General features: G+C 72.1%; 17 protein-coding genes. 14 read left to right on the forward strand and 3 right to left on the reverse strand.

The features are described 5' to 3' along the window. Nucleotides 1–38: 38 nt before the first annotated feature. The 10 genes from CLT72_RS28860 to CLT72_RS28905 all read left to right on the forward strand — a co-directional run bounded on the left by CLT72_RS28860 (nucleotide 39) and on the right by CLT72_RS28905 (nucleotide 12,973). Nucleotides 39–884 carry an alpha/beta fold hydrolase gene (locus CLT72_RS28860; protein WP_101414435.1) on the forward strand — a complete coding sequence of 282 codons (846 nt, stop codon included), beginning with the start codon at nucleotides 39–41 and terminating at the stop codon, nucleotides 882–884. Between the two features lie 105 nt (nucleotides 885–989). Further along, on the forward strand, nucleotides 990–1,865 hold the full coding sequence (gene scoE, locus CLT72_RS28865) for a (3R)-3-[(carboxymethyl)amino]fatty acid oxygenase/decarboxylase (RefSeq protein WP_101414436.1): 876 nt from the start codon (nucleotides 990–992) through the stop codon (nucleotides 1,863–1,865). A gap of 93 nt (nucleotides 1,866–1,958) precedes the next feature. Continuing rightward, nucleotides 1,959–2,195, forward strand: coding sequence for a phosphopantetheine-binding protein (locus CLT72_RS28870; protein WP_089001712.1), 237 nt, complete (start codon nucleotides 1,959–1,961; stop codon nucleotides 2,193–2,195). After that, entirely contained in the window at nucleotides 2,188–6,021 is a 3,834-nt protein-coding gene (locus CLT72_RS28875) for a non-ribosomal peptide synthetase (RefSeq protein ID WP_101414438.1), read from the forward strand. The genes CLT72_RS28870 and CLT72_RS28875 overlap by 8 nt, the downstream gene beginning before the upstream one ends. Next, nucleotides 6,018–7,499: an MFS transporter gene (locus CLT72_RS28880; RefSeq protein ID WP_101414439.1), complete on the forward strand. Its 1,482-nt coding sequence runs from the start codon at nucleotides 6,018–6,020 to the stop codon at nucleotides 7,497–7,499. Before CLT72_RS28875 ends, CLT72_RS28880 begins: the two co-directional genes overlap by 4 nt. After that, nucleotides 7,496–8,524, forward strand: a complete 1,029-nt coding sequence (locus tag CLT72_RS28885; RefSeq protein WP_101414440.1) for an ABC transporter substrate-binding protein — start codon at nucleotides 7,496–7,498, stop codon at nucleotides 8,522–8,524. Before CLT72_RS28880 ends, CLT72_RS28885 begins: the two co-directional genes overlap by 4 nt. 14 nt (nucleotides 8,525–8,538) lie before the next feature. Next, nucleotides 8,539–9,630: a FecCD family ABC transporter permease gene (locus CLT72_RS28890; RefSeq protein WP_101415450.1), complete on the forward strand. Its 1,092-nt coding sequence runs from the start codon at nucleotides 8,539–8,541 to the stop codon at nucleotides 9,628–9,630. Beyond that, the gene (locus CLT72_RS28895; protein WP_089001708.1) at nucleotides 9,627–10,406 is read left to right on the forward strand and encodes an ABC transporter ATP-binding protein; all 780 of its coding nucleotides are present in this window, start codon (nucleotides 9,627–9,629) and stop codon (nucleotides 10,404–10,406) included. The genes CLT72_RS28890 and CLT72_RS28895 overlap by 4 nt, the downstream gene beginning before the upstream one ends. A gap of 256 nt (nucleotides 10,407–10,662) precedes the next feature. After that, a complete protein-coding gene (locus CLT72_RS28900) occupies nucleotides 10,663–11,307 on the forward strand; it encodes a sigma-70 family RNA polymerase sigma factor (RefSeq protein WP_101414441.1) in 645 nt (214 codons plus the stop codon). 466 nt (nucleotides 11,308–11,773) lie between these two features. After that, nucleotides 11,774–12,973 (forward strand): sensor histidine kinase, encoded by a 1,200-nt coding sequence (locus CLT72_RS28905; protein ID WP_101414442.1) that lies wholly within the window; start codon nucleotides 11,774–11,776, stop codon nucleotides 12,971–12,973. Here CLT72_RS28905 and CLT72_RS28910 read toward each other — a convergent pair. From CLT72_RS28910 to CLT72_RS28920, 3 genes are all read right to left on the reverse strand, one after another. Next, entirely contained in the window at nucleotides 12,869–13,465 is a 597-nt protein-coding gene (locus CLT72_RS28910) for a response regulator transcription factor (protein ID WP_231926225.1), read from the reverse strand. The genes CLT72_RS28905 and CLT72_RS28910 overlap by 105 nt on opposite strands. Before the next feature lie 140 nt (nucleotides 13,466–13,605). Further along, entirely contained in the window at nucleotides 13,606–15,075 is a 1,470-nt protein-coding gene (locus CLT72_RS28915; protein WP_101414443.1) for a SagB family peptide dehydrogenase, read from the reverse strand. Between the two features lie 45 nt (nucleotides 15,076–15,120). Then, nucleotides 15,121–17,427, reverse strand: coding sequence for a TOMM precursor leader peptide-binding protein (locus CLT72_RS28920; protein WP_101414444.1), 2,307 nt, complete (start codon nucleotides 17,425–17,427; stop codon nucleotides 15,121–15,123). Between the two features lie 292 nt (nucleotides 17,428–17,719). Here CLT72_RS28920 and CLT72_RS28925 point away from each other — a divergent pair, with 292 nt between their 5' ends. From CLT72_RS28925 to CLT72_RS28940, 4 genes are read left to right on the forward strand one after another with little or no spacing between them, the layout of a single operon-like run. Further along, on the forward strand, nucleotides 17,720–18,745 hold the full coding sequence (locus tag CLT72_RS28925) for an AfsR/SARP family transcriptional regulator (RefSeq protein ID WP_101414445.1): 1,026 nt from the start codon (nucleotides 17,720–17,722) through the stop codon (nucleotides 18,743–18,745). Nucleotides 18,746–18,800: 55 nt separating this feature from the next. Continuing rightward, the gene (locus CLT72_RS28930) at nucleotides 18,801–19,373 is read left to right on the forward strand and encodes an FcoT family thioesterase (protein WP_101414446.1); all 573 of its coding nucleotides are present in this window, start codon (nucleotides 18,801–18,803) and stop codon (nucleotides 19,371–19,373) included. Between the two features lie 36 nt (nucleotides 19,374–19,409). Beyond that, complete coding sequence (locus CLT72_RS28935) at nucleotides 19,410–20,978, forward strand: fatty acid--CoA ligase (RefSeq protein ID WP_101414447.1); 1,569 nt, start codon at nucleotides 19,410–19,412, stop codon at nucleotides 20,976–20,978. Nucleotides 20,979–20,983: 5 nt separating this feature from the next. Beyond that, nucleotides 20,984–22,393, forward strand: coding sequence for a carboxyl transferase domain-containing protein (locus CLT72_RS28940; RefSeq protein ID WP_101414448.1), 1,410 nt, complete (start codon nucleotides 20,984–20,986; stop codon nucleotides 22,391–22,393). Nucleotides 22,394–22,411: the final 18 nt, after the last annotated feature.

Genomic DNA, 22,411 nt, shown 5'->3' on the forward strand with positions numbered 1-22,411 from the left:
GACGGCCACGTCCGGACGGAAAGAACGGAGCCCGCACCATGGCCGAGCCGAGCCGGCTCGCGGAGGACCCGCAGCTCCTTCTGCTGCACGCGGCCGGTCTCGGCCGGGCGAGTTGGGACGCCGTCGTCGAACGCATTCCGGGGTTCGCCCGGACCCTCGCGATCGACCTGCCCGGTCACGGCGGCGTGCCGGGGCTCGCGTCGGGCCGTGACGTCGTGCCGCGCCTCGCCGAGTACGTGGCGGAGCGCATCGCCGCGCTGGGACTGCGCCGGCCGCACGTTGTCGGGCACTCGCTCGGCGGGGTGATCGCGCTCGAACTGGCGCGGCGGGTGCCCGTCGCGGCGGTGACCGCCCTGTGCAGCATCGGGTTCCGGGCGGCCTGCCACGCCTGCGTGTGCGTGGTGCGGACCCACGCGATCCTCCGGATCACCGCCGCGGTGGGGCCCCGGACGCGCGGGCGGCTGCTCGCCAGGAGCTGCGTCCGCAGGTTCGTCATGGGCAACGTGTCGGCCCGGCCCGTCGCCCTGCGGGCGGAGGCGGTCGCCGCCGACGTGACGTCGATGATCGCCAGCGACGTGTCGACGCTGTGCCGGTACGCCGGCCGCTACGCGTTCCGGGGCGCCGAGGTCGACGACACGACTCCGGTGAACCTCGTCTGGGCCGACCAGGACCGCGTCGTGCCGCTGCGCGACGCGGTCCGGGCCCGGCAGATGCTGCCGAGGGCACAGCACTTCGTCATTCCCGGCAGCGGTCACTTCGTCGTCCGCGACGACCCGGAAGGCGCGGCGGCCGTCATCTACGCCTGCCATGCCCAGCTGTGGGAACGGCAGTCCGACATTCGCGAAGGAGCCCGCGGAAATGTGAACCCACGACCTGGTAATTGACCTGGAATTTCGGCCCCGGGCACCTGTCGGGGCGGGAACTGTTGTCCGATCGGACGCGACTACTGAGGTGTCGGATTCGCGGCGCCACCGCTCAGAGGAGTGCGAATGAAAATCACCCCGCAGGCTGGAAAGAAGTTCGGCGTCATCGTGGAGGGTTTCGACGCGGAAACCGCCCCGGCGCAGGACATCGTCGAACTCAAGAAGGCCATCTACACCAACAAGATCGTGGTGCTGAAGAACCAGGACCTGTCGCCGCGACAGTTCCTGGCGCTCGGTGAGCGGCTCGGTCGGGTCGCCGAGTACTACGAGCCGGTCTACCACCACCCCGAGGTCAAGGAGGTGTTCGTCTCCTCCAACGTCAAGGAGGAGGACGGCCGCCAGGTCGGGGTGCCGAAGACCGGCAAGTTCTGGCACTCGGACTACCAGTTCATGCAGCGTCCCTTCGACATCACCCTGATCTACCCGCAGGTCGTGCCGACCAAGAACCGTGGCACGTACTTCATCAACCTCGCGACGGCGTACGAGAAGCTGACCGAGGAGCTGAAGCTGGCGGTGAAGGACACCACGGCGACGCACAGCGTGCTGCGGTACTTCAAGATCCGGCCCAGCGACGTCTACCGGCCGATCTCCGAGCTCATCGAGGAGGTCAACGCGAAGACCCCGCCGGTGACGAGCCAGACCACCTTCACCCACCCGCACACCGGGGAGACGGTGCTCTACATCAGCGAGGGCTTCACCTCGTCGGTGCGGGACGCGGACGGCAACGAGCAGCCGGAGCTGCTGACGGAGCTGCTGACCGCCACGGGCCAGCTCGACCGCACCTACGAGCACGAGAACATCCACCTCCAGACGTTCGAGAAGGGCGACATGCTCCTCTGGGACAACCGCACCCTGGTCCACCGCGCGCTGCACACCGCGACGCCGGAGCCGGCGGTGTCGTACCGGGTCACCGTCTACGACGACGTCGACGCGGCGGCCTAGTCCTCCATGGACGTTCGTTCCCGGGTGGGATCCGGCGGTGTCGATCGCCGGATCCCACCCGTGTCCACCCTCACACACACGGGAAGGCATGACGTGGCAGATCAGTTGACGGCAACGACGATCAGGGCGGACGTCGCGGAGATGCTCTACCGCCTCCCGGACGAGACCACCGACGAGGAGAACCTGTTCGACTCCGGGCTCGACTCGATGCGGCTGATGATGCTGATGGAGCGGTGGCGCGACGCCGGCGCCGAGGTCAGCTTCGTCGAGCTGGCCGAGCAGCCGACGCTGGGGCATTGGGTGAAGCTGGTGGCGGGCCGTGATGGCTGACGGGGCGCTGCGGCTGGGCGCCGCGCAGGAAGGGATCTGGACGGGCCAGCAGTTCGACCCGGACAGCTCCGCCTACAACACCGCCGAGTACGTCGAGATCCGTGGCCCGGTCGACCTGCGGCTGCTGGAGGAGGCGGTGCGCGGGACCGTCGGCGAGGCCGAGGCGCTGACCATGGTGTTCGAGGAGGACGCCGACGGTCGCCCGTGGCAACGCCCCCGCAACGACGGGCCGTGGCCGGTGCACCAGGTCGACACCAGCGACGAGGCCGACCCGCTCGCCGCCGCGCTGGCCTGGATGCGCGCGGACCTCGCGGTCGCCGTCGACCTCCGCAAGGACCTGCTGTTCTGTCACGCGATCTTCCGGCTCGGTCCCGAGCACGTGCTGTGGTACCAGCGCGCCCACCACATCGCCCTGGACGGGTACGGGCTGTCCCTCGTCGCCCGCAGGGTGGCGCAGCGCTACACCGCGCTCGTCGAGGGACGCGAACCGCCGCCCCGGACGTTCGGTTCCCTGGCCGCCGTCGTCGACGAGGACCGGGCCTACGCGGACTCGGACGCGTACGCCGCCGCGCGTGGGCACTGGACGTCCCGGGCCCAGGGCAGGCCGGCGCCGGTCGTCCTCGCCCGCCGCTCCGGCAAGCTGGCCCGCAGCGTGCACCGCGTCGGCGAGGACCTCGACGCCGCCGGCATCGGCGCGTTGAAGGCGGTCGCGAAGGCCACCGGGACCACCTGGAGCGAGACGGTCATCGCGGCCTTCGCGGCGTACCTGCACCGGATGACCGGCGCCGACGAACTCACCCTCGCGCTGCCCGTCATGTCCCGCCTCGGCTCGGTGTCGCTGCGGGTGCCGTGCATGGTGACCAACGTCGTGCCGCTCTGGGTCCGGGTCGAGCCCACCGCCACGCTGGCGGACCTCGCCGCACAGGTCGGCGACGAGGTGCGGTCGGCGCGCCCGCACCTGCGCTACCGCTACGAGCAGCTGCGCCGCGATCTGCGGCTGGTCGCCAGCGAGCGCAAGCTCTTCGGGCCCTCGGTCAACATCATGCCGTTCGACTACGGCCTGCGCTTCGCCGGGCACCGCGGGCTCGTGCGCAACGTCAGCGCCGGGCTCGTCGAGGACCTCGTCGTGCACGTCTACGACCACGCCGACGGCAGCGGCCTGCGGATCGTCCTCGACGCCAACCCCAACTGCTACGACGAGGACGAACTCGCCGGCCACCTCAACCGCTTCCTGGCCTTCCTGCGCCGCGCCACGCACGCCCCCGACACGCCGGTCGGGGACGTCGAACTGCTCCTCGACGGCGAGCGCCGGCTGCTGCTGGAGGAGTGGAACGACACGGCGAAGCCCCTGCCGGCGGTCACCGTACCCGCGCTGTTCGCCGCGCAGGCGGCCGCGACGCCGGACCGGACGGCGCTGGTGGCCGGCGACGCCACGCTGACCTTCGCCGAGCTGGACCGCCGCGCCGACCGCCTCGCCACCCTGCTCGTCGCCCGGGGGGCCGGCCCCGACCGGTACGTCGCGCTGCTGCTGCCGCGCACCTCGGAGTCGATCGTGGCGCTGCTGGCCGTGCTCAAGGCGGGCGCGGCCTACGTGCCCGTCGATCCGGACCTGCCCGCCCGGCGCGTCGCGGCGATGCTCGCCGACAGCGCGCCCGTCGCGGTGGTCAGCACCGGGGCGCTCTGGGCCGGGCACCGCGACACCGACGTACCGGTCCTGCTGCTGGACGCCCCCGCGACCGCCGTGGAGCTGGCCGGGACGGCCGACGGGCCCGTCCCGGACGCCGGTCTCGCGCCGCGGCACGCGGCCTGCCTCATCTACACGTCCGGCTCCACCGGCGTGCCCAAGGGCGTCGTGGTCGAGCACGGCGGCCTGGTCAACCTCTTCCTCCACCACCGCGACACGATGATCCGCCCGGAGTCCGCCGGCCGGGTGCGGCGGGCCGCGCTCTCCGCGTCGCTGTCGTTCGACACCTCGTGGGAGGGGCTGCTGTGGCTGCTCGACGGCCACGAGCTGCACTTCGTCGACGACGACCGGCGCCGCGACCCGGCCGCGATGCTCGACTACGTCGACCGGCACGAGATCGACTTCATGGACATCACCCCCACGTACGCCGAGGAACTGGTGGCCAACGGGTTCCTCGACGCCGGCCGGCGCCGGCCCGCCGTGCTCGCGCTCGGCGGCGAGGCCACCGGTCCCGCGCTCTGGACGGCGCTGCGCGACGCCGGGATGAGCGTCTACAACCTGTACGGCCCCACCGAGTGCACGGTCGACACCCTCTGGTGCCGGCTCGCCGAGAGCGCCGAGCCGATCGTGGGCAGGCCGCTCACCAACACCAGGGCGTACGTGCTGGACCCGGCGCGCGGGCTGGTGCCGCCCGGCACGGTCGGCGAGTTGTACTTCGCCGGCGCGCCGGTCGCCCGTGGCTACCACGAGCGTCCGGAGCAGACCGCGCAGCGGTTCGTCGAGGACCCGTTCGGGGTCCCGGGTGGCCGCATGTACCGCACCGGCGACCTCGCCCGCTGGCGGCCCGACGGCACGCTGGAGTTCCTCGGCCGCGCGGACGACCAGGTCAAGATCCGGGGCTTCCGCATCGAGCCGGGGGAGATCGAGGCGGTCCTGCTCGCCCACCCCGACGTCGCCCAGGCGGCGGTGGTGCCCCGCGAGGACGCGCCGGGCCAGCTGCGGCTCGTCGGCTACGTCGTGCCGGTCGGCGACGCCGCGCCGGAGCCGGCCGCGCTGCGGCAGTTCGTGGCGCAGCGGCTGCCCGACTACATGGTGCCGCCCGCGTTCGTCGCGCTGGCGGCGATCCCCCGAACCACGAACGGCAAGCTCGACCGCGCGGCGCTGCCCGCGCCCGACCTGACCGCGACGGTCGGCGGCCGCGCGCCGCGCGACCACCGCGAGACGGTGCTGTGCGGCCTCTTCGCCGACCTGCTCGGCCTGCCGGAGGTGGGCATCGACGACGACTTCTTCTCGCTCGGCGGGCACTCCCTGCTCGTCGCACGGCTCATGGGCCGGGTGCGCGCGGAGTTCGGCGTGGAGATCAGCATCCGGACGGTGTTCGAGGCGCCGACCGTCGCGAGGCTCGCGCCGGCGCTCGCGACGGACACCGGCGACGGCTCGACGGAGGTGCTGCTCCCGTTGCGTACGCGGGGGAGCGGGCCGCCGCTGTTCTGCGTCGCGCCGGCCACCGGGCTGGCGTGGTCGTACGCCGCGCTGCTGGCGAGCCTGCCCGACCGCCCGGTGTACGGGCTCCAGTCGGTCGCCGCCGGTGGGTGCGCGAGCGTCGCCGAGTTGGCCGCCGACCATGTACGGCGCATCCGCGAGGTCCAGCCCGACGGGCCGTACCACCTGCTCGGGGCGTCGTTCGGCGGGCTGGTGGCCCACGAGATGGCCACGCAGCTCACGGAGTCGGGCGAGTCGGTGGCCCTGCTGGCGTTGCTCGACTCGTACCCGGTGCCGGCCGCCTGGCGGGAGCTGCCGCCGCCCGGCGAGCACGACGCGGCCGCCGCCGTGCTCGGTCAGGCCGCGCTGGGCGGCCTCGACGAGCCGGGGCGTCGCCTCGCGTACGACGCCTTCGCCCGCAATTCGCGGCTGATCGCCGACTGGACGCCCCGCCGCCTGACCGGCGACGTGCTCGTCGTCGAGGCGACCGACGACAAGACACCGGACTGGCCCGGACCGGCGAGCTGGGAGCCACACGTCGACGGGCGGATCGACGTGCACCGGCTCGACTGCACCCACGACGGGATGCTCGCCGCCGGCCCCCTGGCGCGGGTCGGCGCCGTGATCCCACCTGTCGACGACCTTCGGAGGGCAGCATGAGCGAACGACGCGAGTGGCTCGGACTAGGCGCGGTCCTCGCCGCGACGTTCATGACCCAGGTGGACGGGTTCGTGGTCAACGTGGCCAGCCCGTCCATCCAGCGCGACCTCGACGCGGGCTTCGACCAGATCCAGTTCGTCGGCGCGGCGTACGTGATCGCGTTCGGGGCCCTGATGGTCACCGGCGCGCGGCTCGGCGACCGGCTGGGGCACCGCACCGTGTTCCTCTGGGGCGTCGCCGGCTTCACCGTCACCTCGCTGCTGTGCGGGATCGCGCCGGACGCCGACCTGCTCATCGTGGCCCGCTTCCTGCAGGGCGCCACGGCGGCGTTCATGGCACCCCAGGTGCTCGCGATCATCCGGGCCACGATGCAGGACCCGGACCGGCTGGCGAGGGCCATCAGCGTCTACGGCGTCGTCATCGGCCTGGGCGTGATCAGCGGCATCGCGGGCGGCGGGCTCATCGTCGAGGCCGACATCCTCGGCCTCGGCTGGCGGCCGGCGCTGCTGGTCAACGTGCCCGTCGGGATCGCGATCCTGGCGCTGGGCGGGATCCTGCCGCGTACCGTGCCGAAGGCGCCGCACCGCCTCGACCTCGCGGGCGCGGCGCTCACCATCGTGGCGGCCCCCGCCCTGCTCGTGCCCCTGGTCTTCGGGCCGGGCGGCCCGGCGTGGCTCTGGCTCGGGGTGCCCATCGCGCTCGTCGTGGCCGTCGTGCTCGTCAACCAGCAGCGGCGCCTGCACCGCGAGGGCGGCGAGCCGCTGTTCCCGCCGCGGGTCGTCACCGCCCCCGGGATGCGGCTGTCCCTGCTGACGGTGCTGACGCTGTTCGCCACGAACTCGGGGCTCTTCCTCGTGTTCACCTACTACCTCCAGACCGGGTTGCGGTTCACGCCGCTCACGGCGGCGCTGATGTTCGTGCCGCTCGGGATCGGCTTCTCGCTGGGCTCCGCGGCGAGCCGCCGGGTGGGACGCCTGGTCCCGGCGCCGACCCCGGCCGTGGGCTGCGGCCTGCTCGCCGCCGTCCTGCTGGCCAGCGCGGCCGTCGTCCAGGCGCCCGAGTCCGCGCAGGCACCCATGCTCGTCGCGGTGATCACGCTGGCCGGCTTCGGGCAGGGGCTCGTCGTCTCGCCGCTGGTGGCCGGGATCCTCGGCCGGGTCCGGCCCGCCGAGGCGGGCGCGGCATCCGGCATGGCGACCACCGTGACCCAGTTCGGCCTCGCCCTCGGGGTCGCGGTCGCCGGCGTCTGGTACCGCACCGTGCTCGGCGCGACGCCCGGCGACCCCGGCGTGCCCTTCGCCGACCACGCGACGGCCTTCGCGGCCACCGCGCTCCTGCTCGCGGCCTCCGCGACCTGCGCCGGCCTGGTCAGTGTCCGTCTGCACCACCTGCCCAAGCCCACTGCCGCGGCAGCGGAACCGGAAGGGGCGGCGGCGCCGACGCCCGTCGCCACGTCAACTGCTCGGAGGACCGGATGAAACTCAAGCGATTCCCCCTCGCGGCGGCGGTCGCCGCCCTGCTGTTCTCGACGGCCTGCACGGCGGCCAGGAGCGAGGCCGAACTGTCGAACGAGCCGCCGAAGGCGGGCTACCCGGTGACGATCACCAACTGCGGCAAGTCGTACACCTACAAGCAGGCGCCGAGCCGGGTGGTCGTGATGAACGGCGGGTCGGTGGCGGAGGTCTCCGCGCTGCTGGAACTCGGCGTCGCCGACCGGATCGTGGCGAACGCGCAGTCCTACGGCGCCTCCGAGGTGGACGGCCGGGTCGACGCGATCAAGCAACTGCCGTCGGGGAACATCAAGCTCAACGACATGTCGGACATCCCGCGCGAGGCCATGATCGGGCTGACGCCCGACTTCGTGATCTCCACGTACGACGGGGGCTTCCGCGCCGAGGCGGGCTTCGCCACCCGCGACGACCTCGCGGCCGTCGGGGCCAACACGTACGCCCCGAAGAGCTCGTGCGGCGAGGTCGGCACGGTCACGGGCAAGCCGACCATCGAGGACAGCTACGCGATGCTGCGCGACCTCGGGGCGATCTTCGGGGTGTCGGAGCGCGCCGAGAAGGTCATCGCCGACTCCCAGGCGCGGATCGCGGCCGTCGGGGCGAAGACCGCGAACCTGCCGAAGCAGAACGTCATGATGATCATCCCGGGCATGGCGATGGGTGGCGAGTTCAGCTCCGTCGGGGGCAACGGGCTCTGGAACGACGTCATGGCCAAGGCCGGTGCGGTGAACGCCTTCGAGGGCGCCACGGACCAGACGTTCGCCAACCTCTCCCGCGAACAGGTCGCCAAGGCCGACGTGGACACCCTGCTCGTGGTCAACTACATGTCCAAGGACCCGGACGCGGACGCGCAGAAGCTGCTCGCCCAGTTCCCGCAGTGGGACGCCGCGAAGAACAAGCGCTACGTGGTGCTCTCCGACTCGGTATTCCTCGGCCCGAGCAACCACCTCGCGGTCGAGAAGATCGCCCAGGCCGCCCACCCCGAGGCGTTCTGAGCGCCATGACCACGATGTCACGTTCCGTGAAGGGCCGGGCGACGGCCGCGTCTAAAGGCACCGTCGCCCGCCCGGCCCCACTGCACGGCGCGCCCCTTCCGCTGTGTCTGCTCGTGCTCGGCGTACTGCTCGTCGTGCTGGTCCTCGTCGCGGCGGCCGTCGGGTCGGTGCAGGTCTCCGTCGGTGACACCGGCCGGATCGTCTGGGCGCACCTGACCAATTCGACCGCCGACGTGGACCCGGCCCACGACCAGATCGTCTGGACCTTCCGGATCCCCCGGGTGCTGCTGGCGGCGCTCTGCGGCGCCGGGCTCGCGGTGGCGGGCGTCGTGTTGCAGGCCCTCGTGGCCAACCCGCTCGCCGACCCCTTCATCCTCGGGGTGTCGGCGGGCGGTTCGGTCGGTGCCGTCACCGTGATGGCGCTCGGCGCGGGCGCGGCCGGCGGCCTCGGGGTGTCGGGCGCGGCGTTCGTCGGCGCGATGCTGGCGGTGGCGCTGGTCTTCACCCTCGGACAGCAGCAGGGTCGGCTCAACCCGGTCCGGCTCGTGCTCGCGGGGGTCGCGATCAGCTACGTGTTCACCTCGATCACGAGCCTGCTCCAGTTGCAGACGACGCCCAACAACATGCGCCAGATCATGTTCTGGCTGCTCGGCAGCGTCGCGGGCGCCCGCTGGGAGCAACTCCAGGTCGCGGGCGTGGTCGTCCTCGCGGTGACCCTGCTGCTGACCCTGTACGCCCGGCAGTTCAACGCGCTCGTCACCGGCGACGAGTCGGCGACCGCCCTGGGGATCGACGTCAAGCGGCTGCGGATCGTGGCGATCGTCCTGACGTCGCTGCTCGCGGGCGTGCTCATCGCCGTGGCCGGGGGCATCGGCTTCGTCGGGTTGATGGTGCCGCACCTGGTGCGGCTCGCGTTCGGCGTTGACCACCGCCGGGTCCTGCCCCTCGCCGCGCTCGTCGGCGCGGTCTACCTCGTGATCGTCGACCTGCTGTGCCGGACGGTCGATCCGCCGAACGAGCTGCCCCTCAACATCCTGACCGCCCTCTTCGGCGCACCGTTCTTCATCTGGCTGATGCGCCGGGATAGGAGCCTGTCCCACTCATGAAGCTTCAGGTGCAGCAGGTGTGTGTCTCCATCGGCGCCACGCCGATCCTCCGCGACGTCAGCATGGAGGTCGCGCCCGGCGAGGTCGTCGGCCTGATCGGTCCCAACGGCAGCGGCAAGTCCACGCTCCTGCGGACCATCTACCGGTCGGTCCGGCCCGCCGGCGGGCAGGTGCTGCTCGGCGAGGAGGACGTCTGGTCGCTGTCGGCCCGGGCGGCCGCGCGGCGCACCGCCGCCGTGTTGCAGAACAGCCCCACCCCGCCGGGGCTGACCGTGCGGGAGGTCGCCGCGCTGGGCCGTACGCCGCACAAGGGGGTGTTCGCCCGCGAGACGACCGACGACCACGACATCGTCGCCGACGCGCTGGAGCGCACCGGCATGCTGGGGCACGCGGACCGGATCTACGGCTCGCTGTCCGGCGGCGAGCGGCAGCGCGTGCTGCTCGCCCGGGCGCTCGCCCAGCAGCCGCAGCTGCTGGTGCTCGACGAGCCGACCAACCACCTGGACATCCGGGCCCGTTTCGAGCTGTTGGAACTGGTGCACACGCTGGCGGTCACCACGCTGGCGGTGCTGCACGACCTGGACCTCGCGGTGCGCAGCTGCGACCGCCTCGTCGTGCTGGACCGCGGGCAGGTGGTCGCGTCCGGGCCGGTGCTGGAGGCGCTCACACCCCAGGTGCTCTCCGGGGTCTTCGGGGTCACCGCCGAGACGGAACGTCACGACGACGGGGTCGTCCGCGTCACGTACGGTGCCCGGCCGCTGGCCCGGGCCGGCTGAGTCGAGGGGTCGGCGGACGCGTCCGCGCCGCGGTGTGCGGCGGCGCGGGTGGGGCCGTCGTCGGGCGTGTGCCCGACGGCGGCCCCGTCGCCGTATCTGCCCGCGCCCGTGCGCAGCCGTCCCGCCCGCGCGATCCCCGCTGTGCGAAGCACCCTGGTCAGACGGTTCCAACGTTTTCTGGTTCCCGGCGATGAGGTCGGCTGGACTACCACTGGAAGCCGTTCTTCCCCGCATTCGGGACCGATAACGTGAATACATGTCGGAGTCACTGGGAGAAAGCGCGGTAACGGCTCTGGTCCTGGCCGTCGGGCGGGGCGACCGTTCCGCAGGGGACCCGCTCGTCCGCAGCACGCAGCGTGACATCTGGCGCTTCCTGGTCTACCTGGTGGGGCACGCCGACGCCGAGGACCTGACGCAGGAGACGTTCGTACGCGCGCTGAGCAGCGCGCACCAGTTCACCGGGCGCCACCACGCGCGGGCCTGGCTGCTGGCCATCGCGCGGCACGTGGCCGCCGACCACTTCCGCGCCGCCGCGTGCCGGCCCCGGACCGTGTCCGTCCCGGACTGGCAGGCCAGCGCGGAGCGGTCGAGGGCCCACCACCTGCCGGGCCCGGACGACACGGTCGCGCTCAACCTCGCGGTGCGTACGCTGCCCGCGGCCCGCCGCGCCGCGTTCGTACTGACGCAGGTGGTCGGCCTCGGATACGCGGAGGCGGCCGAGCTGTGCGGCTGCCCCGTGGGCACGATCCGCTCCCGCGTCGCGCGGGCCCGCCGCGACCTCGCATCGGTGCTGGCACCGGCCCCGCGACCGCGTCCGGCGTTGCCCCGGCGGCCCGCACTGGTCACCGCCTCAAATGTCCCGACTAGAGGATATGACGTGACGGCGGCAAATGTTCCCTAGCATCGATTAGGACCCTTTCGCGCTGCCGTGGGCGGGGGTGAGTGCTTGACGATCGTCATTTTTTTATGGAAGGGTCGACCTCAAGGGGGAAGGTGTCCGTAGGGGCACATCGCAATTCGCGGTCGGGAATCTGTTCAAAAACGTTTGCGTTGCGTAACAACTCTGTGGGCTTTGGGCGCCGGGTGGGCGTCCGCTCGCCCGCACGGGCTCGCGCGGGCTGACGAGGACCATTCCCGCCGTCGGGTCGATCACTGGGGAGAGTGTGCCGTGTTTGTTGGACCGACGCCCGCCAGCGGGCATCGCGGTCGGCGGGGGGCCGGCCGAACGAGATGCGGGGCGAGTTGGCCTCGGGACGTACGCCGGCTGCGCTAGAGCACACGAGAGCGCTGCTGCCGTGAACCTCACCGTCACATCAGGGCGCTCATCATCGCAAGGGGCCGCGCCGCTACCGGCGCCGCGTCTCGCGATGGGCGTCGTCACCGCCGTCTTCGCCAGCATCAGTCTCATCGGCTTTCTCCACGTCATGTTCCTGCCGGTCGGCCCGGTCGCCATCGCACTGTCGTTCACGTGCATCGCCGCCCTGATGGCCATGCAGTTGCTGTGGTACGGCCGGGACCACGGGCGCCTCCGGTCGCCGTTGGGCTTCGGCCTCCTGGCCGCCCAGGCGGTGCTGGTCTACCTGCCGATCCTGATCTTCGGCCAGGCGTGGGTCGGCATGCCGGGCTTCCTGGCCGGCAGCGTGCTGCTCGTGCTGCGGGCCATCCCGGCCTGGACGGCCTTCACCTTCATCGTGCTGTCGATGGCCCTCGCCCAGTGGCTGTTCACCCGCGCGCCGATCGACATGCTCTACACCGCGATCTCCACCGTCACGACGGGGCTCGTGGTGTACGGGCTGTCCCGGCTGACCGCGCTCGTCGTCGAGGTGCAGGAGAGCCGCGCGGAGATCGCGCGCATGGCGGTGCTGCGTGAGCGGCTGCGCTTCGCCCGCGACCTGCACGACCTGCTCGGCTACAGCCTCTCCGCGATCTCACTCAAGATCGAGCTGGTGCACCGGCTGATGGAGAAGTCCCCGCAGGAGGCGAGCGACCACCTGCTGGAGATCCTGGAGATCTCGCGGGTCGCCCTCTCCGACGCGCGGACCGTCGCCAGCGGCTACCGGGAACTGTCGCTGGAGGAGGAGTGCCGCTCGGCCGTGTCGGTGCTCAACGCCGCGGACATCCAGGTGCGGCTGGACAGCGACCACCTCGACCTGCCGGTCCAGGTGAGCACGGTGCTCGCCACGGTGCTGCGGGAGGGGGTCACCAACATCCTGCGGCACAGCAAGGCCAGGCGCTGCGACATCACCATCCGTCAGACGCAGGACGACGCCTGGATCGAGATCGTCAACGACGACCTGGCCGTCGGGCCACCCCGGGATCCGGGCAGCGGTCGCAACGGCCTGCGTAACCTGTCCGTACGCGCCCAGGAGATCGGCGGATCGCTGACGGTCGAGCAGCAGCCGGACCGGTTCCGGCTGCACGCCGAGGTGCCGCTGCGCCAGGAGCGTCACCAGCCGTCCCGGTCACAGCCAGCCGGCCTCCCGGGCGAGGCGGATGGCATCGACGCGGTTGCGCGCGGCGAGCTTGTTGACGATCGTCGTGAGGTAGTTGCGGACGGTCCCGACTGACAGGAACATCTGGGCCGCGATGTCGACGGCCTGGAGCCCCTCCGCGGTGAGGCGCAGGACCTCGGTCTCGCGCGCCGTGAGCGGGCACTCGGCGCTGTCCCAGGCCGACATCGCGAGCTGACTGTCGACGACCCGGCGGCCGGCGGCGACGCTGCGGATCGCCTCGACCAACTGCTCGGTCGGGGCGTCCTTCAGCAGGAAGCCGGTCGCCTTGGCCGACAACGCCCGGCGCAGGGTGCCGGGCCGGCCGAGCGCGGTCAGGACCAGGGTGCGGATCTCCGGCAGGTGGGCCTGGATGTCGCCGATCGCGGAGAGCCCGTCCTTGCCCGGCAGGTCGATGTCGATCACCGCGACGTCGGGCCGGAACCGCTGCGCCATGGGCAGGATCTCCGTGCCCGAGGCGACCGCGGCGACGACCTCGATGTCCGGCTCGAGGTTGAGCAACGCCACCAGCGCATCGCGGACCATGTGCATGTCCTCGGCCAACAACACCTTGATCAACTTGGCATCCCCTGTCGGGCCGACGCAATTAACCCCGTTCTATCACGCGTCCGCACGCATCATGAATGCTGTTTTTCCGCGCCTTCGCGTGAACTGCCGCAAAGCCATTTACCATAGGCCGATCGGCTCATTCACATTCCGTGTACGCCCAGGTACTCCTCGTTACAGGAAATGTCGTTTTCGGGTAGTCCGATGGCGAATTCGCCGACCCCGACCTCCGCCGGCCAGTCGAGCCCGAACGCCGACGCGGAAACCCTGGCGTCGCCCATGGTGAGGGCGCTCGTGGCGAGGCCGAGCATCGTCGCCACGAGGCAGAGCGTCTGCTGGAGCATGCCGACGTGCTTCAGGGTGGTGGCGTAGGAGATGCTGTCGTACACCCAGGAGAGTCGTCCCACGCGCGCCGTCATCGTGATCAGCACCGGTGGAGGCCGCCGGCCGCCGATCGACACGCGCGCGTTGTCGAGCAGTTCGTCGACGTCGGCCGGGGTGGCGTTGACGAGCGTCAGCGCGTGCTCGGCCGCGCTGTAGTGGTAGATGCCGCGCCGCAGGTCCGGCGAGCGGTCCACCGTCAGGTACAGCTCCAGCTCGTACAGCGAACCCGCGCTGGGGTACGGACGCCGCGTCACCGTGTACCGCACGTTGTCGGGTGCGGTGGCCGTGGCCTGCATCCGGACCCGCGCCGCGTGGAACAGCAGCTCCCCGAGTTCCCGGGTGGACGGAGCCGCGTCCGCGAACGTCCGCACGGAGCGGCGGCCGTCGATGGCCTCGGTCAGGGTCATGCCGTGCGGGACCGGCGCGGGCGGGCGGTACATCGGGATCCGCGGCCCGTCGGGCGCCGGCTTCGCGGCGGCCGGCGGGGGCAGGGTCGCGACGTGCCGGAACGTCGCGCCGGCGGGCTCGTCGTGGGTGCCGAGCCTGCTGCGCGAGTGGAACAGCAGGTCGTACGGCGACCAGAGCAGCAGCGTGGGATCGGTGTCCTCGCGGAACACCGACGTGCCGTCCTCGCCGAGGACGACCATGCCCGCGCCGGCGAGGTGGGCGACGACGTCGGCCACGACCGGCAGCGCCAGGTCGACCCTCCGCGCGACCTCGACGGTGGTGGTCGCGCGGGGAAGCGCGCCCAGCACCAGCGCCGCCTGCGGCCGGTGCAGCACCACCCGGTGGTGCGACAGCGGGGACTCGATCACCAGTTCGCCGTCCCGCTGGTGCGCGAACGCGAACCGGGACAGCCGCAACGGCCGGTCGCCGGCCACCTCCGGCAGCTCCAGCACCCCCATCGGAGACACCGGCTGCACGGACAGCAGCGGCACCGGCGAGTCCCGCGAGCCGAGGGAGCGGACTATCCGGCCCGGCAACCGGTCGAAGACCGACCTGAGGGCACGCGCGTCCAGCCCGGCGACGTTGCCGAGCGCGACCGGCCCGTACGTCATCCGGTGCAGGACCTCCTCGACCGAGGGCGCGGGACGGCCCACCGGGACGTCGCCCCAGCGGCTGAGGACCGTCAGACCGCCGTCCTCAGCCGTCTCGATGGTCACGTCGTCCCGGAAGGACCACAGCGACAGGCTCGGTCCGGGGCGGGAGGTGTCGGCGTCGGATGGCAACCTGGCTCCTCGACGGGCGTGGCGGTGACGCCACGTGCGCCCGCTCTACACGAAAAGTGGTATCGGGTTGAGGTTCTCGTACTCCGTGGGACGGTCGAGCCTGCCGAGCTGCACCGGGACGTCGAAGAGCCGGCCCGGCGCGAACCTCGCCCAGAAGCCACGCATCCCCGGCACGATGGCCTTCACCACGGGGAGCCCGACGTCCGGACGGGTCTGGTCGAGCACGAGCACGTCGAGCCCCAGCGCCTCCAGCCTGTGCTGCACCGAGCGGACGTCCGACAGCAGGTCGTCCGTCGGGGCGTGGCGGTAGTCGGTGAGCCGGCGCGCCGGCACCGCCGGATCGGGCCGCAGGTAGGCGTCCCCGGCCCAGGTGGCGGTGCGCCACCACCGTACGGCGTCGGGATCGGACCAGCCGTACCCGCCGTCGTCGTCGCCGCCGACCTCCGCCACGGTCGGCATCAACTGGTTCATCTCGGTGAGCGCGCGGACCAGCGCCGCACGCGGATCCGGGTGCGCCCCGAAACCGAACATGATGTCCTCGCACCGCTTGTCGGTGCGCCGGGACAGCGCGGCCATGGTGGGTACGCCCACGTCCGACGACACGTCGAGGACCCAGACCTCGCGGTGCAGGCCCGCGTAGACCTCGCGCAGCTCGTCGATCCAGCGGTCGCCGAAGCTGTCCAGGTCGACCGCGGGGGCCTGGGTGCGGTTGTACCACCACAGGGCCACGGCGTCGCGTTCCACGAGCTCCAGCAGGCCCTGGAGCAGGGCGTCCTCCAGGCTGCTGCCGGCGGCGTTGCCGTTCGAGTCCGCGCACAGCGACGCGCCGCCGTGCTCCTCCGGCACGTTGAAGTAGAGCATCGAGGTGGGCAGCAGCCGGTGCCGCTGCCCGGTGAGCGACCACACCGGCGTCCAGCTCGTCACGGCGGCTTCGTCGAACGGCGCGCAGACGTACTGGAACGGCGAGCAGTTGGCGTTCCAGCGGGCCCGGTCGGCGTACTGGCGCTCGTCGAACAGCAGGCACTCGTCGGGGTGGATGGCGGTGCCGGCCAGCTCGGCGTAGCTGCCCGTGACGCGGGCCTCGTCGCCGTGGAAGTAGGCGCTGTGCCGCTCGACGGCCTCGCAGAGCGCGCTCACCTCGGCGTGCAGGGGGGTGACGCCCTTGCCGCCGTTCTCGGCACGCAGCGCGAAGCGCATCTGCTCGGCGTTCCTGCGCGTCGTCATCGCCAGGTTCGGCCCGGAGCGGAACGAGTTGAGGAAGGCCGGGCCCCGCCCGTCGCGGCTGATCTCCTTGACCACGCCGCTGACCGGGCTCACCAGGTGCCCGTAGTCGTGCAGCACCCGCTCCGGGGGCAGGGCGCGGTGGCTGCCGCCGGAGCGCGACGCCTTCGGCCGGCTGCGCAGCGGCACCGGGCGGAAGGCCCGCTCGCGCTCGATGCCGGGATCGCCGCACTCCGGGCACTGCGGCCGCGCGCGCACCTGGTGGTGGGTGCCGTGCATCGTGAGGCTGTCCAGCGTCCACACCGCGCGCTGCCCGTCGTGGCGGAGGCCGGCCGTCCACTTGGTGGCCTCCAACGCCACCAGGTGCAGGGCGGCGGCGCCGAGCGGGGGCAGTGACACCGGGGGAGCGGTGACCTCCGTGCCGGGCCCGGCGACGGCGCGCAGGCGCGTCTCGGCCTGACGGTGCCCGCGCAGCCGGTGCGCCAGGCAGTGCCAGCACGCGGTCGCGGCGGCGGGGTCGAACACCGGCCCCACCCAGACCTGTGCGCCGCCGGGCTTCGCGAGGAGCCAGGGCCGGCGCGCGGCGCGATGCGCGGCGTCGACGGCCGCCAGCCCCTCGTCGAGATAGTCCGCACAGAGCACAATCGATAAGTCGGCGGGGGAGCCCGAATAGTTCCCGGAAACCTGGGTCACCGTCAATCCTGCCGCCCGCAGCGCGGTTTCTGCCGCCCCGGCGCCCACCGGGTCGCCGCCGACGTGGACGAGCTCCACCCGGGCGGCGGCCGTGGCCCGTACGGCGGCGGTGGCGTCCAGGCCCGCCGCCTCCCAGTACGCGAGCGCGGGCTCCTCGGCGGCCGCCTCCGCCGCGGGCCGCAACGTGACCAGGCCGGCGTCGACGAGCCGTCGGACGACCGTGCCGATCTCGGCCGACGAGATCCCGGGTGGACTGTCCCGGACGAGTTCGGCGAGACCACGGGTGCCGTCGAGCAGCGGCGCCAGGGCCTCCACGTGTGCGCCGCTGACCGAGGTGGCACCGCGCTCGGAGAGCACGTAGACGGCGTCCCCGCGTACGACGTGGGTCCTCAGGTGTCGTCCGAACCCGACCCGAAGCTGCGCGTCCCCATCCGACATGGCTGCCCCCTGCTCGACCAGCACCACTCCAGCGGCGCTCCAGCGTGCCTCCAGTCAGCCTCCCGGCGGCGCGGGCTGCGGGCAAGTGCCGCCGTCACAGGGTGGCCCCTCGTTTGGTCACGTCGGTCCATGACGCGGTCACTATCGGCTCGACCCTCGCTGGGAATAGCGTGGAAGCCTGTCCTGACTCCCCCTGGTCGGAATCGTCGCTCCCGTCGCGGATCCAGTACGCCGACGCCACTCGTCGGCGGTGGAAAGTGCGGTGGATCCGATTGATAGCGAGGTCGGCGAAATGGTTACCAAGTTTGCGGAACTGGGCTCGATGTCGCACGAGGAGAAACTGACACTCCTCGCCGCGTTGCTGGAGTCGGCGGCCGGCCCCGCGCCGGGCGTCGGACGCAGCCCCGACCCGCCACCGGCCGCACCGCCCGCGCGTCGGCCGACGGAGAACCCGCTCGCCGGCGTGCGGTTCGAGCTGCTCGGCCCACTCGTCATCCGGTACGACGGGGTGGACATCGCGCCCAGCGCGCCGAAGCTGCGGCTGGTCCTGTCCGCGTTGCTGTTCAACGCGAACCAGCCGGTCGGCGCGTCGGTGCTCGTCCGGGAGCTGTGGAGCTCGGGGGCGCCGCGCACCGCGCACGCCACCCTCCAGACCTACATGTTCAAGGTGCGCAAGCTCTTCCGGGGGGTGCTCGGCGGGTCCGTCGAGGATGTCGCGCGGGAGGTCCTGCTCACCTGCTCCGGGGGCTACACGCTGCGGGTGGACCCGAAGCAGCTCGACATCTTCGAGTTCGACGACCTGGTCACGGCGGGCACCGCGGCGATGCGCGCGGGAGACTACGAGCAGGCGGGAGCGCACCTGCGCCGGTCGCTGGCGCTGTGGCGCGGCAACGTCGTGCACCAGGGCCAGTGGGGCCCGCAGCTGCGCGCCCAGGCGGCGCGGCTGGAGGAGCGCCGGTTCTACGCGTACATGACCAGGATCGACGCCGACCTGTGCCTGGGCCGGCACCGGGAGACGACCTCCGAGCTCGCGTCGCTGGTCGTCGAGCACCCGCTGCACGAGTCGGCGCACGCGATGCTGATGCTCGCGCTGCACCGCTCCGGCCGTACGCCGGCGGCGTTGGAGGTCTACCGGCGGTTCCGGCGGCGGATGCTGGGCGAACTCGGCATCGAGCCCTCGGAGCGGATCCAGGCGATGCACCTGGCGCTGCTGTCGACCGAACCACTGCTCACCGACCTGTCGCTCACCTCCGACATGCTGCTGGACCGATTGGTCGCCCGGGCCCGCGCGGCCAGTTCTTCCACTGTTACCGGGTGATGGACACGCGCCGATTACGTTCAATTTCGCATCCGTGCGCAAAGGAGGAATAGCGATGACAACATCGCCGGTCAAGAACAGCGCGCCGATCGGGCGGGCGACATTTGCCAACGACCCGGTACTGCTGGCGGACGTCCTGCGTCCGTACGCCGGTGCGAAGACCCAGTACCTGAAGTCCGCGACTCTCACCGCGGCCAACGGGCTGGCGAGCGCGCAGGGCGAGTTCGCCATCCCCTACCCGTGCTACATCGACGACACCGGTCACCTCAACTCCGTCGAGGTGAACATCTGCTTCAACCAGCTCTACTACTACCTGGTCGCCAAGAGCGTCCAGGAGCAGGCCGTCCCCGCGCTGTCGGCGTGGACGATGGACGACTACTGGGCCAAGCAGCTCCCGGACATGCTCATCACGCACTTCTCCAGCAAGTTCCGGCGGCCGATCGACTCGTCGTCGTTCCGGGGCGAGGTGGTCTTCGCGGAGTTCAGCGAGCGCAACCGCAGCAAGCCGGTCCAGATCATCGACATGCCCTGGCGCTTCTGGGACGACAACGGCGGTATCGCCGAGGGCGAGGTGCGGATGGCTCTGGTCAACCCGCCCGGCATGCGTCTCGCGGCTGACGCGGCGTGATTCGTCCCCACCCGTACGCCCACTGAGGAGGACCCGGTGACTGTTCAGTTGCGCACGCTCGTCGACGTGGCGCGCAGGCACGCCGCCCAGCAGCCGGACGCCGTCGCCATGATCTGCGAGGGCCGGCGCGTCGACTACGCGACGCTGCATCGTGTCAGTAATCAGGTGGCGCGTGGTCTGCAGGCGGCGGGGTTGCGCCCTGGTGACCGGATCGCCTGGTTGGGCAGGGAGTCCGAGCACTTCTACGACCTGCTGTTCGGGGCTGCGAAGGCCGGTGTGGTGCTGGTGCCGATCAACTGGCGGTTGGCTGCCGGCGAGGTCGAGCACATCCTGCGTGACTCGGGTGCCGCTCTGCTGTTCGTCGACTCGGATTCGGCTGCGGTGGCCGAGAAGTTGGCGCCGGAGCTGCCGATGCTCAAGCAGGTGGTCGCGCTGGACTCCGGCGGTGTGGCCCGGGCCGGTTTCGCGGCCTGGGTGTCGGCCCAGCCGGACGCGAACGTCCTGACCAGGGTCACCCCCGACACGCCGCTGGTGCAGATGTACACCAGCGGAACGACGGGGCTGCCGAAGGGCGTCGTCCTCGCCCACCGCAGCTTCTTCGCGGTCCGCGACGCGCTCGCCTCGGCCGAGCTTGACTGGCTCGACTGGGGCCCGGGCGACGTCAGCCTCGTCGGGATGGCCGGGTTCCACATCGGCGGCCTGTGGTGGGCGACGCAGGGTTTCGTCGCGGGCGTGCCGAACGTGGTGATGCGCGAGTTCACCACCGCCGGCGCGGTGGAGCTGATCAGGACGCTGCGCGTCACCACCGCCATCCTGGTGCCCGCGATGCTGCGGCTGCTGCTCGCGGAACCGGGCGTCACCAAGGCGGACTTCGCCTCCCTGCGGAAGATCGTCTACGGCGGCGCGCCCATCTCGGCGGCGCTGCTGGCCCGCTGCATCGAGGGCTTCGGCTGCGAGTTCGCCCAGATCTACGGCCTGACCGAGACCGGCAACACGGCCATCTGTCTGCCCCCGGCCGACCACACGTCGGAGAGCGGCAAGATGCAGGCGGCCGGGCGCCCCTACCCGGGCTTCGAGGTCAAGGTCGCCGACGACAAGGGCAACCCGCTGCCGGCCGGTGAGGTCGGCGAGGTCTGGCTGCGTACGCCGGCGGCGATGGTCGAGTACTGGAACATGCCGGAGGCCACGGCGAGGACGCTGGTCGACGGGTGGGTCGTGACCGGGGACGCGGGCGTGCTGGACGAGGACGGCTATCTGTTCATCCGTGACCGGATCAAGGACATGATCATCGTGGCGGGGGAGAACGTCTATCCGGCGGAGGTCGAGAACGTGATCGGCCGGCACCCGCTGGTCGCCGAGTCGGCGGTGGTGGGGGTGCCCGACGAGCGCTGGGGTGAGGCGGTGTACGCGTTCGTGGTGCCGGTGGAGGGTCAGCAGCTCAGCGAGCGTGACCTGGCGTTGCATCTGCGGGGGCAGTTGGCTGGGTTCAAGCAGCCGCTGCACTACGAGTTCATCGACCGGGTGCCGCGTAACCCCAGTGGGAAGATCCTGCGCCGTGAGCTGCGGGAGCGGTTCTGGCAGGGTCACGAGCGCAGGGTGAGCTGATCGCGATGACGGCGGTGATCAGCGAGCGGGACACCCGCGACCCGCTGCACCGGCTGCCCCGGCTGCTGGACGACGACTCCCTGACCCTGCTGCACGATCCGGACGACGTCGCCGCCGTGGTGGCCCGTGGCCGGGTCGCCGGCGAGAAGGTGGTCGCCTTCTGCACCGACGCGACGGTCAAGGGCGGCGCGCTCGGGCTGCCGGAGTGCCTGCGCATCCGGGACGCCATCGAGCTGGCGCTGACCGAGGGCGTGCCGGTGATCGGCCTGTGGCACTCCGGCGGCGCGAAGCTGGCGGGCGGCGTCGAGTCGATGCACGGCATCGGCGCGATCTTCGCGTCCATGGTGCGGGCGTCCGGGCGGATCCCGCAGCTCTCGGTCGTGCTGGGCCCGGCCGCCGGCGGCGCCGCGTACGGACCGGCGCTCACCGACATCGTCATCCAGGCGCCCGCCGGCCGGATCTTCATCACCGGCCCGGACGTGGTGCGCAGCGTCACCGGCGAACAGATCGACATGGCCGGGCTCGGCGGGCCGGACGCGCACGTGCGCCGGTCGGGTGTGACGCACGTGCCCGCCGACTCGGAGGAGGACGCCTACCACCAGACGCGGCGGCTCGTGGCGCTGCTGGCCCGGCCGGGGGAGTTCGACCCTGCCCGGGCCGGCGCCTCCCGGGACCTGCGCGCGCTGCTGCCGGACTCCCCGGTGCGCGCCTACCCCGTACGCCCCCTGCTGACCGCGCTCCTCGACGACGCCGAGCTGCTGGAGCTGCAACCGAAGTGGGCGCCGAACATGGTCGTCGGCCTCGGCCGGCTGGGCGGCGGCACGATCGGCGTCGTCGCGAACAACCCGCTGCGCAAGGGGGGCTGCCTCGACTCGGTCGCGGCCGAGAAGGCGTCCCGCTTCGTGCGCATGTGCGACGGGTTCGGCGTACCACTGCTCGTCGTGGTCGACGTCCCCGGCTACCTGCCCGGCGTCGCCCAGGAATGGGGCGGGGTGGTGCGGCGCGGCGCCAAGCTGCTGTACGCCTTCGCCGAGGCCACCGTCCCGCGCGTCACGCTGATCACCCGCAAGTCGTACGGCGGCGCCTACATCGCCATGAACTCGCGCGCGCTGGGCGCGACGTCGGTGCTGGCCTGGCCGGACGCCGAGGTCGCGGTGATGGGCGCCGAGGCGGCCGTCGGCATCATCCACCGCAGGACGATCGCCGCCGCCGGGGAGACCGGGCGCGGCGAACTCGTCGCGCGACTCGTCGAGGAGCACCGGCAGGTCGCCGGCGGCCTCGGCCGCGCGCTGGACCTCGGCGTGGTCGACGAGGTCGTCCGCCCCGAGGACACCCGGGCCCGCCTGGTCTCCGTCTTCGCCGACGCCGCCGGCCCCGTCCGCCGGCGCGGCACGCACGGGAACATCCCGCTCTAGCACCCCGATCCCCCCACC

It is taken from the genome of Micromonospora sp. CNZ309, assembly GCF_002846525.1.

Excerpts from the sequence above, each read along its gene's own strand:
- CLT72_RS28895 (WP_089001708.1), top strand. The coding sequence starts at position 9,627 with ATGAAGCTTCAGGTGCAGCAGGTGTGTGTCTCCATCGGCGCCACGCCG.
- scoE (WP_101414436.1), top strand. The coding sequence starts at position 990 with ATGAAAATCACCCCGCAGGCTGGAAAGAAGTTCGGCGTCATCGTGGAG.
- CLT72_RS28860 (WP_101414435.1), top strand. The coding sequence starts at position 39 with ATGGCCGAGCCGAGCCGGCTCGCGGAGGACCCGCAGCTCCTTCTGCTG.
- CLT72_RS28900 (WP_101414441.1), top strand. The coding sequence starts at position 10,663 with ATGTCGGAGTCACTGGGAGAAAGCGCGGTAACGGCTCTGGTCCTGGCC.
- CLT72_RS28930 (WP_101414446.1), top strand. The coding sequence starts at position 18,801 with ATGACAACATCGCCGGTCAAGAACAGCGCGCCGATCGGGCGGGCGACA.
- CLT72_RS28875 (WP_101414438.1), top strand. The coding sequence starts at position 2,188 with ATGGCTGACGGGGCGCTGCGGCTGGGCGCCGCGCAGGAAGGGATCTGG.
- CLT72_RS28880 (WP_101414439.1), top strand. The coding sequence starts at position 6,018 with ATGAGCGAACGACGCGAGTGGCTCGGACTAGGCGCGGTCCTCGCCGCG.
- CLT72_RS28925 (WP_101414445.1), top strand. The coding sequence starts at position 17,720 with ATGGTTACCAAGTTTGCGGAACTGGGCTCGATGTCGCACGAGGAGAAA.
- CLT72_RS28885 (WP_101414440.1), top strand. The coding sequence starts at position 7,496 with ATGAAACTCAAGCGATTCCCCCTCGCGGCGGCGGTCGCCGCCCTGCTG.
- CLT72_RS28920 (WP_101414444.1), bottom strand. The coding sequence starts at position 17,427 with ATGTCGGATGGGGACGCGCAGCTTCGGGTCGGGTTCGGACGACACCTG.
- CLT72_RS28890 (WP_101415450.1), top strand. The coding sequence starts at position 8,539 with ATGTCACGTTCCGTGAAGGGCCGGGCGACGGCCGCGTCTAAAGGCACC.
- CLT72_RS28905 (WP_101414442.1), top strand. The coding sequence starts at position 11,774 with ATGGGCGTCGTCACCGCCGTCTTCGCCAGCATCAGTCTCATCGGCTTT.
- CLT72_RS28940 (WP_101414448.1), top strand. The coding sequence starts at position 20,984 with ATGACGGCGGTGATCAGCGAGCGGGACACCCGCGACCCGCTGCACCGG.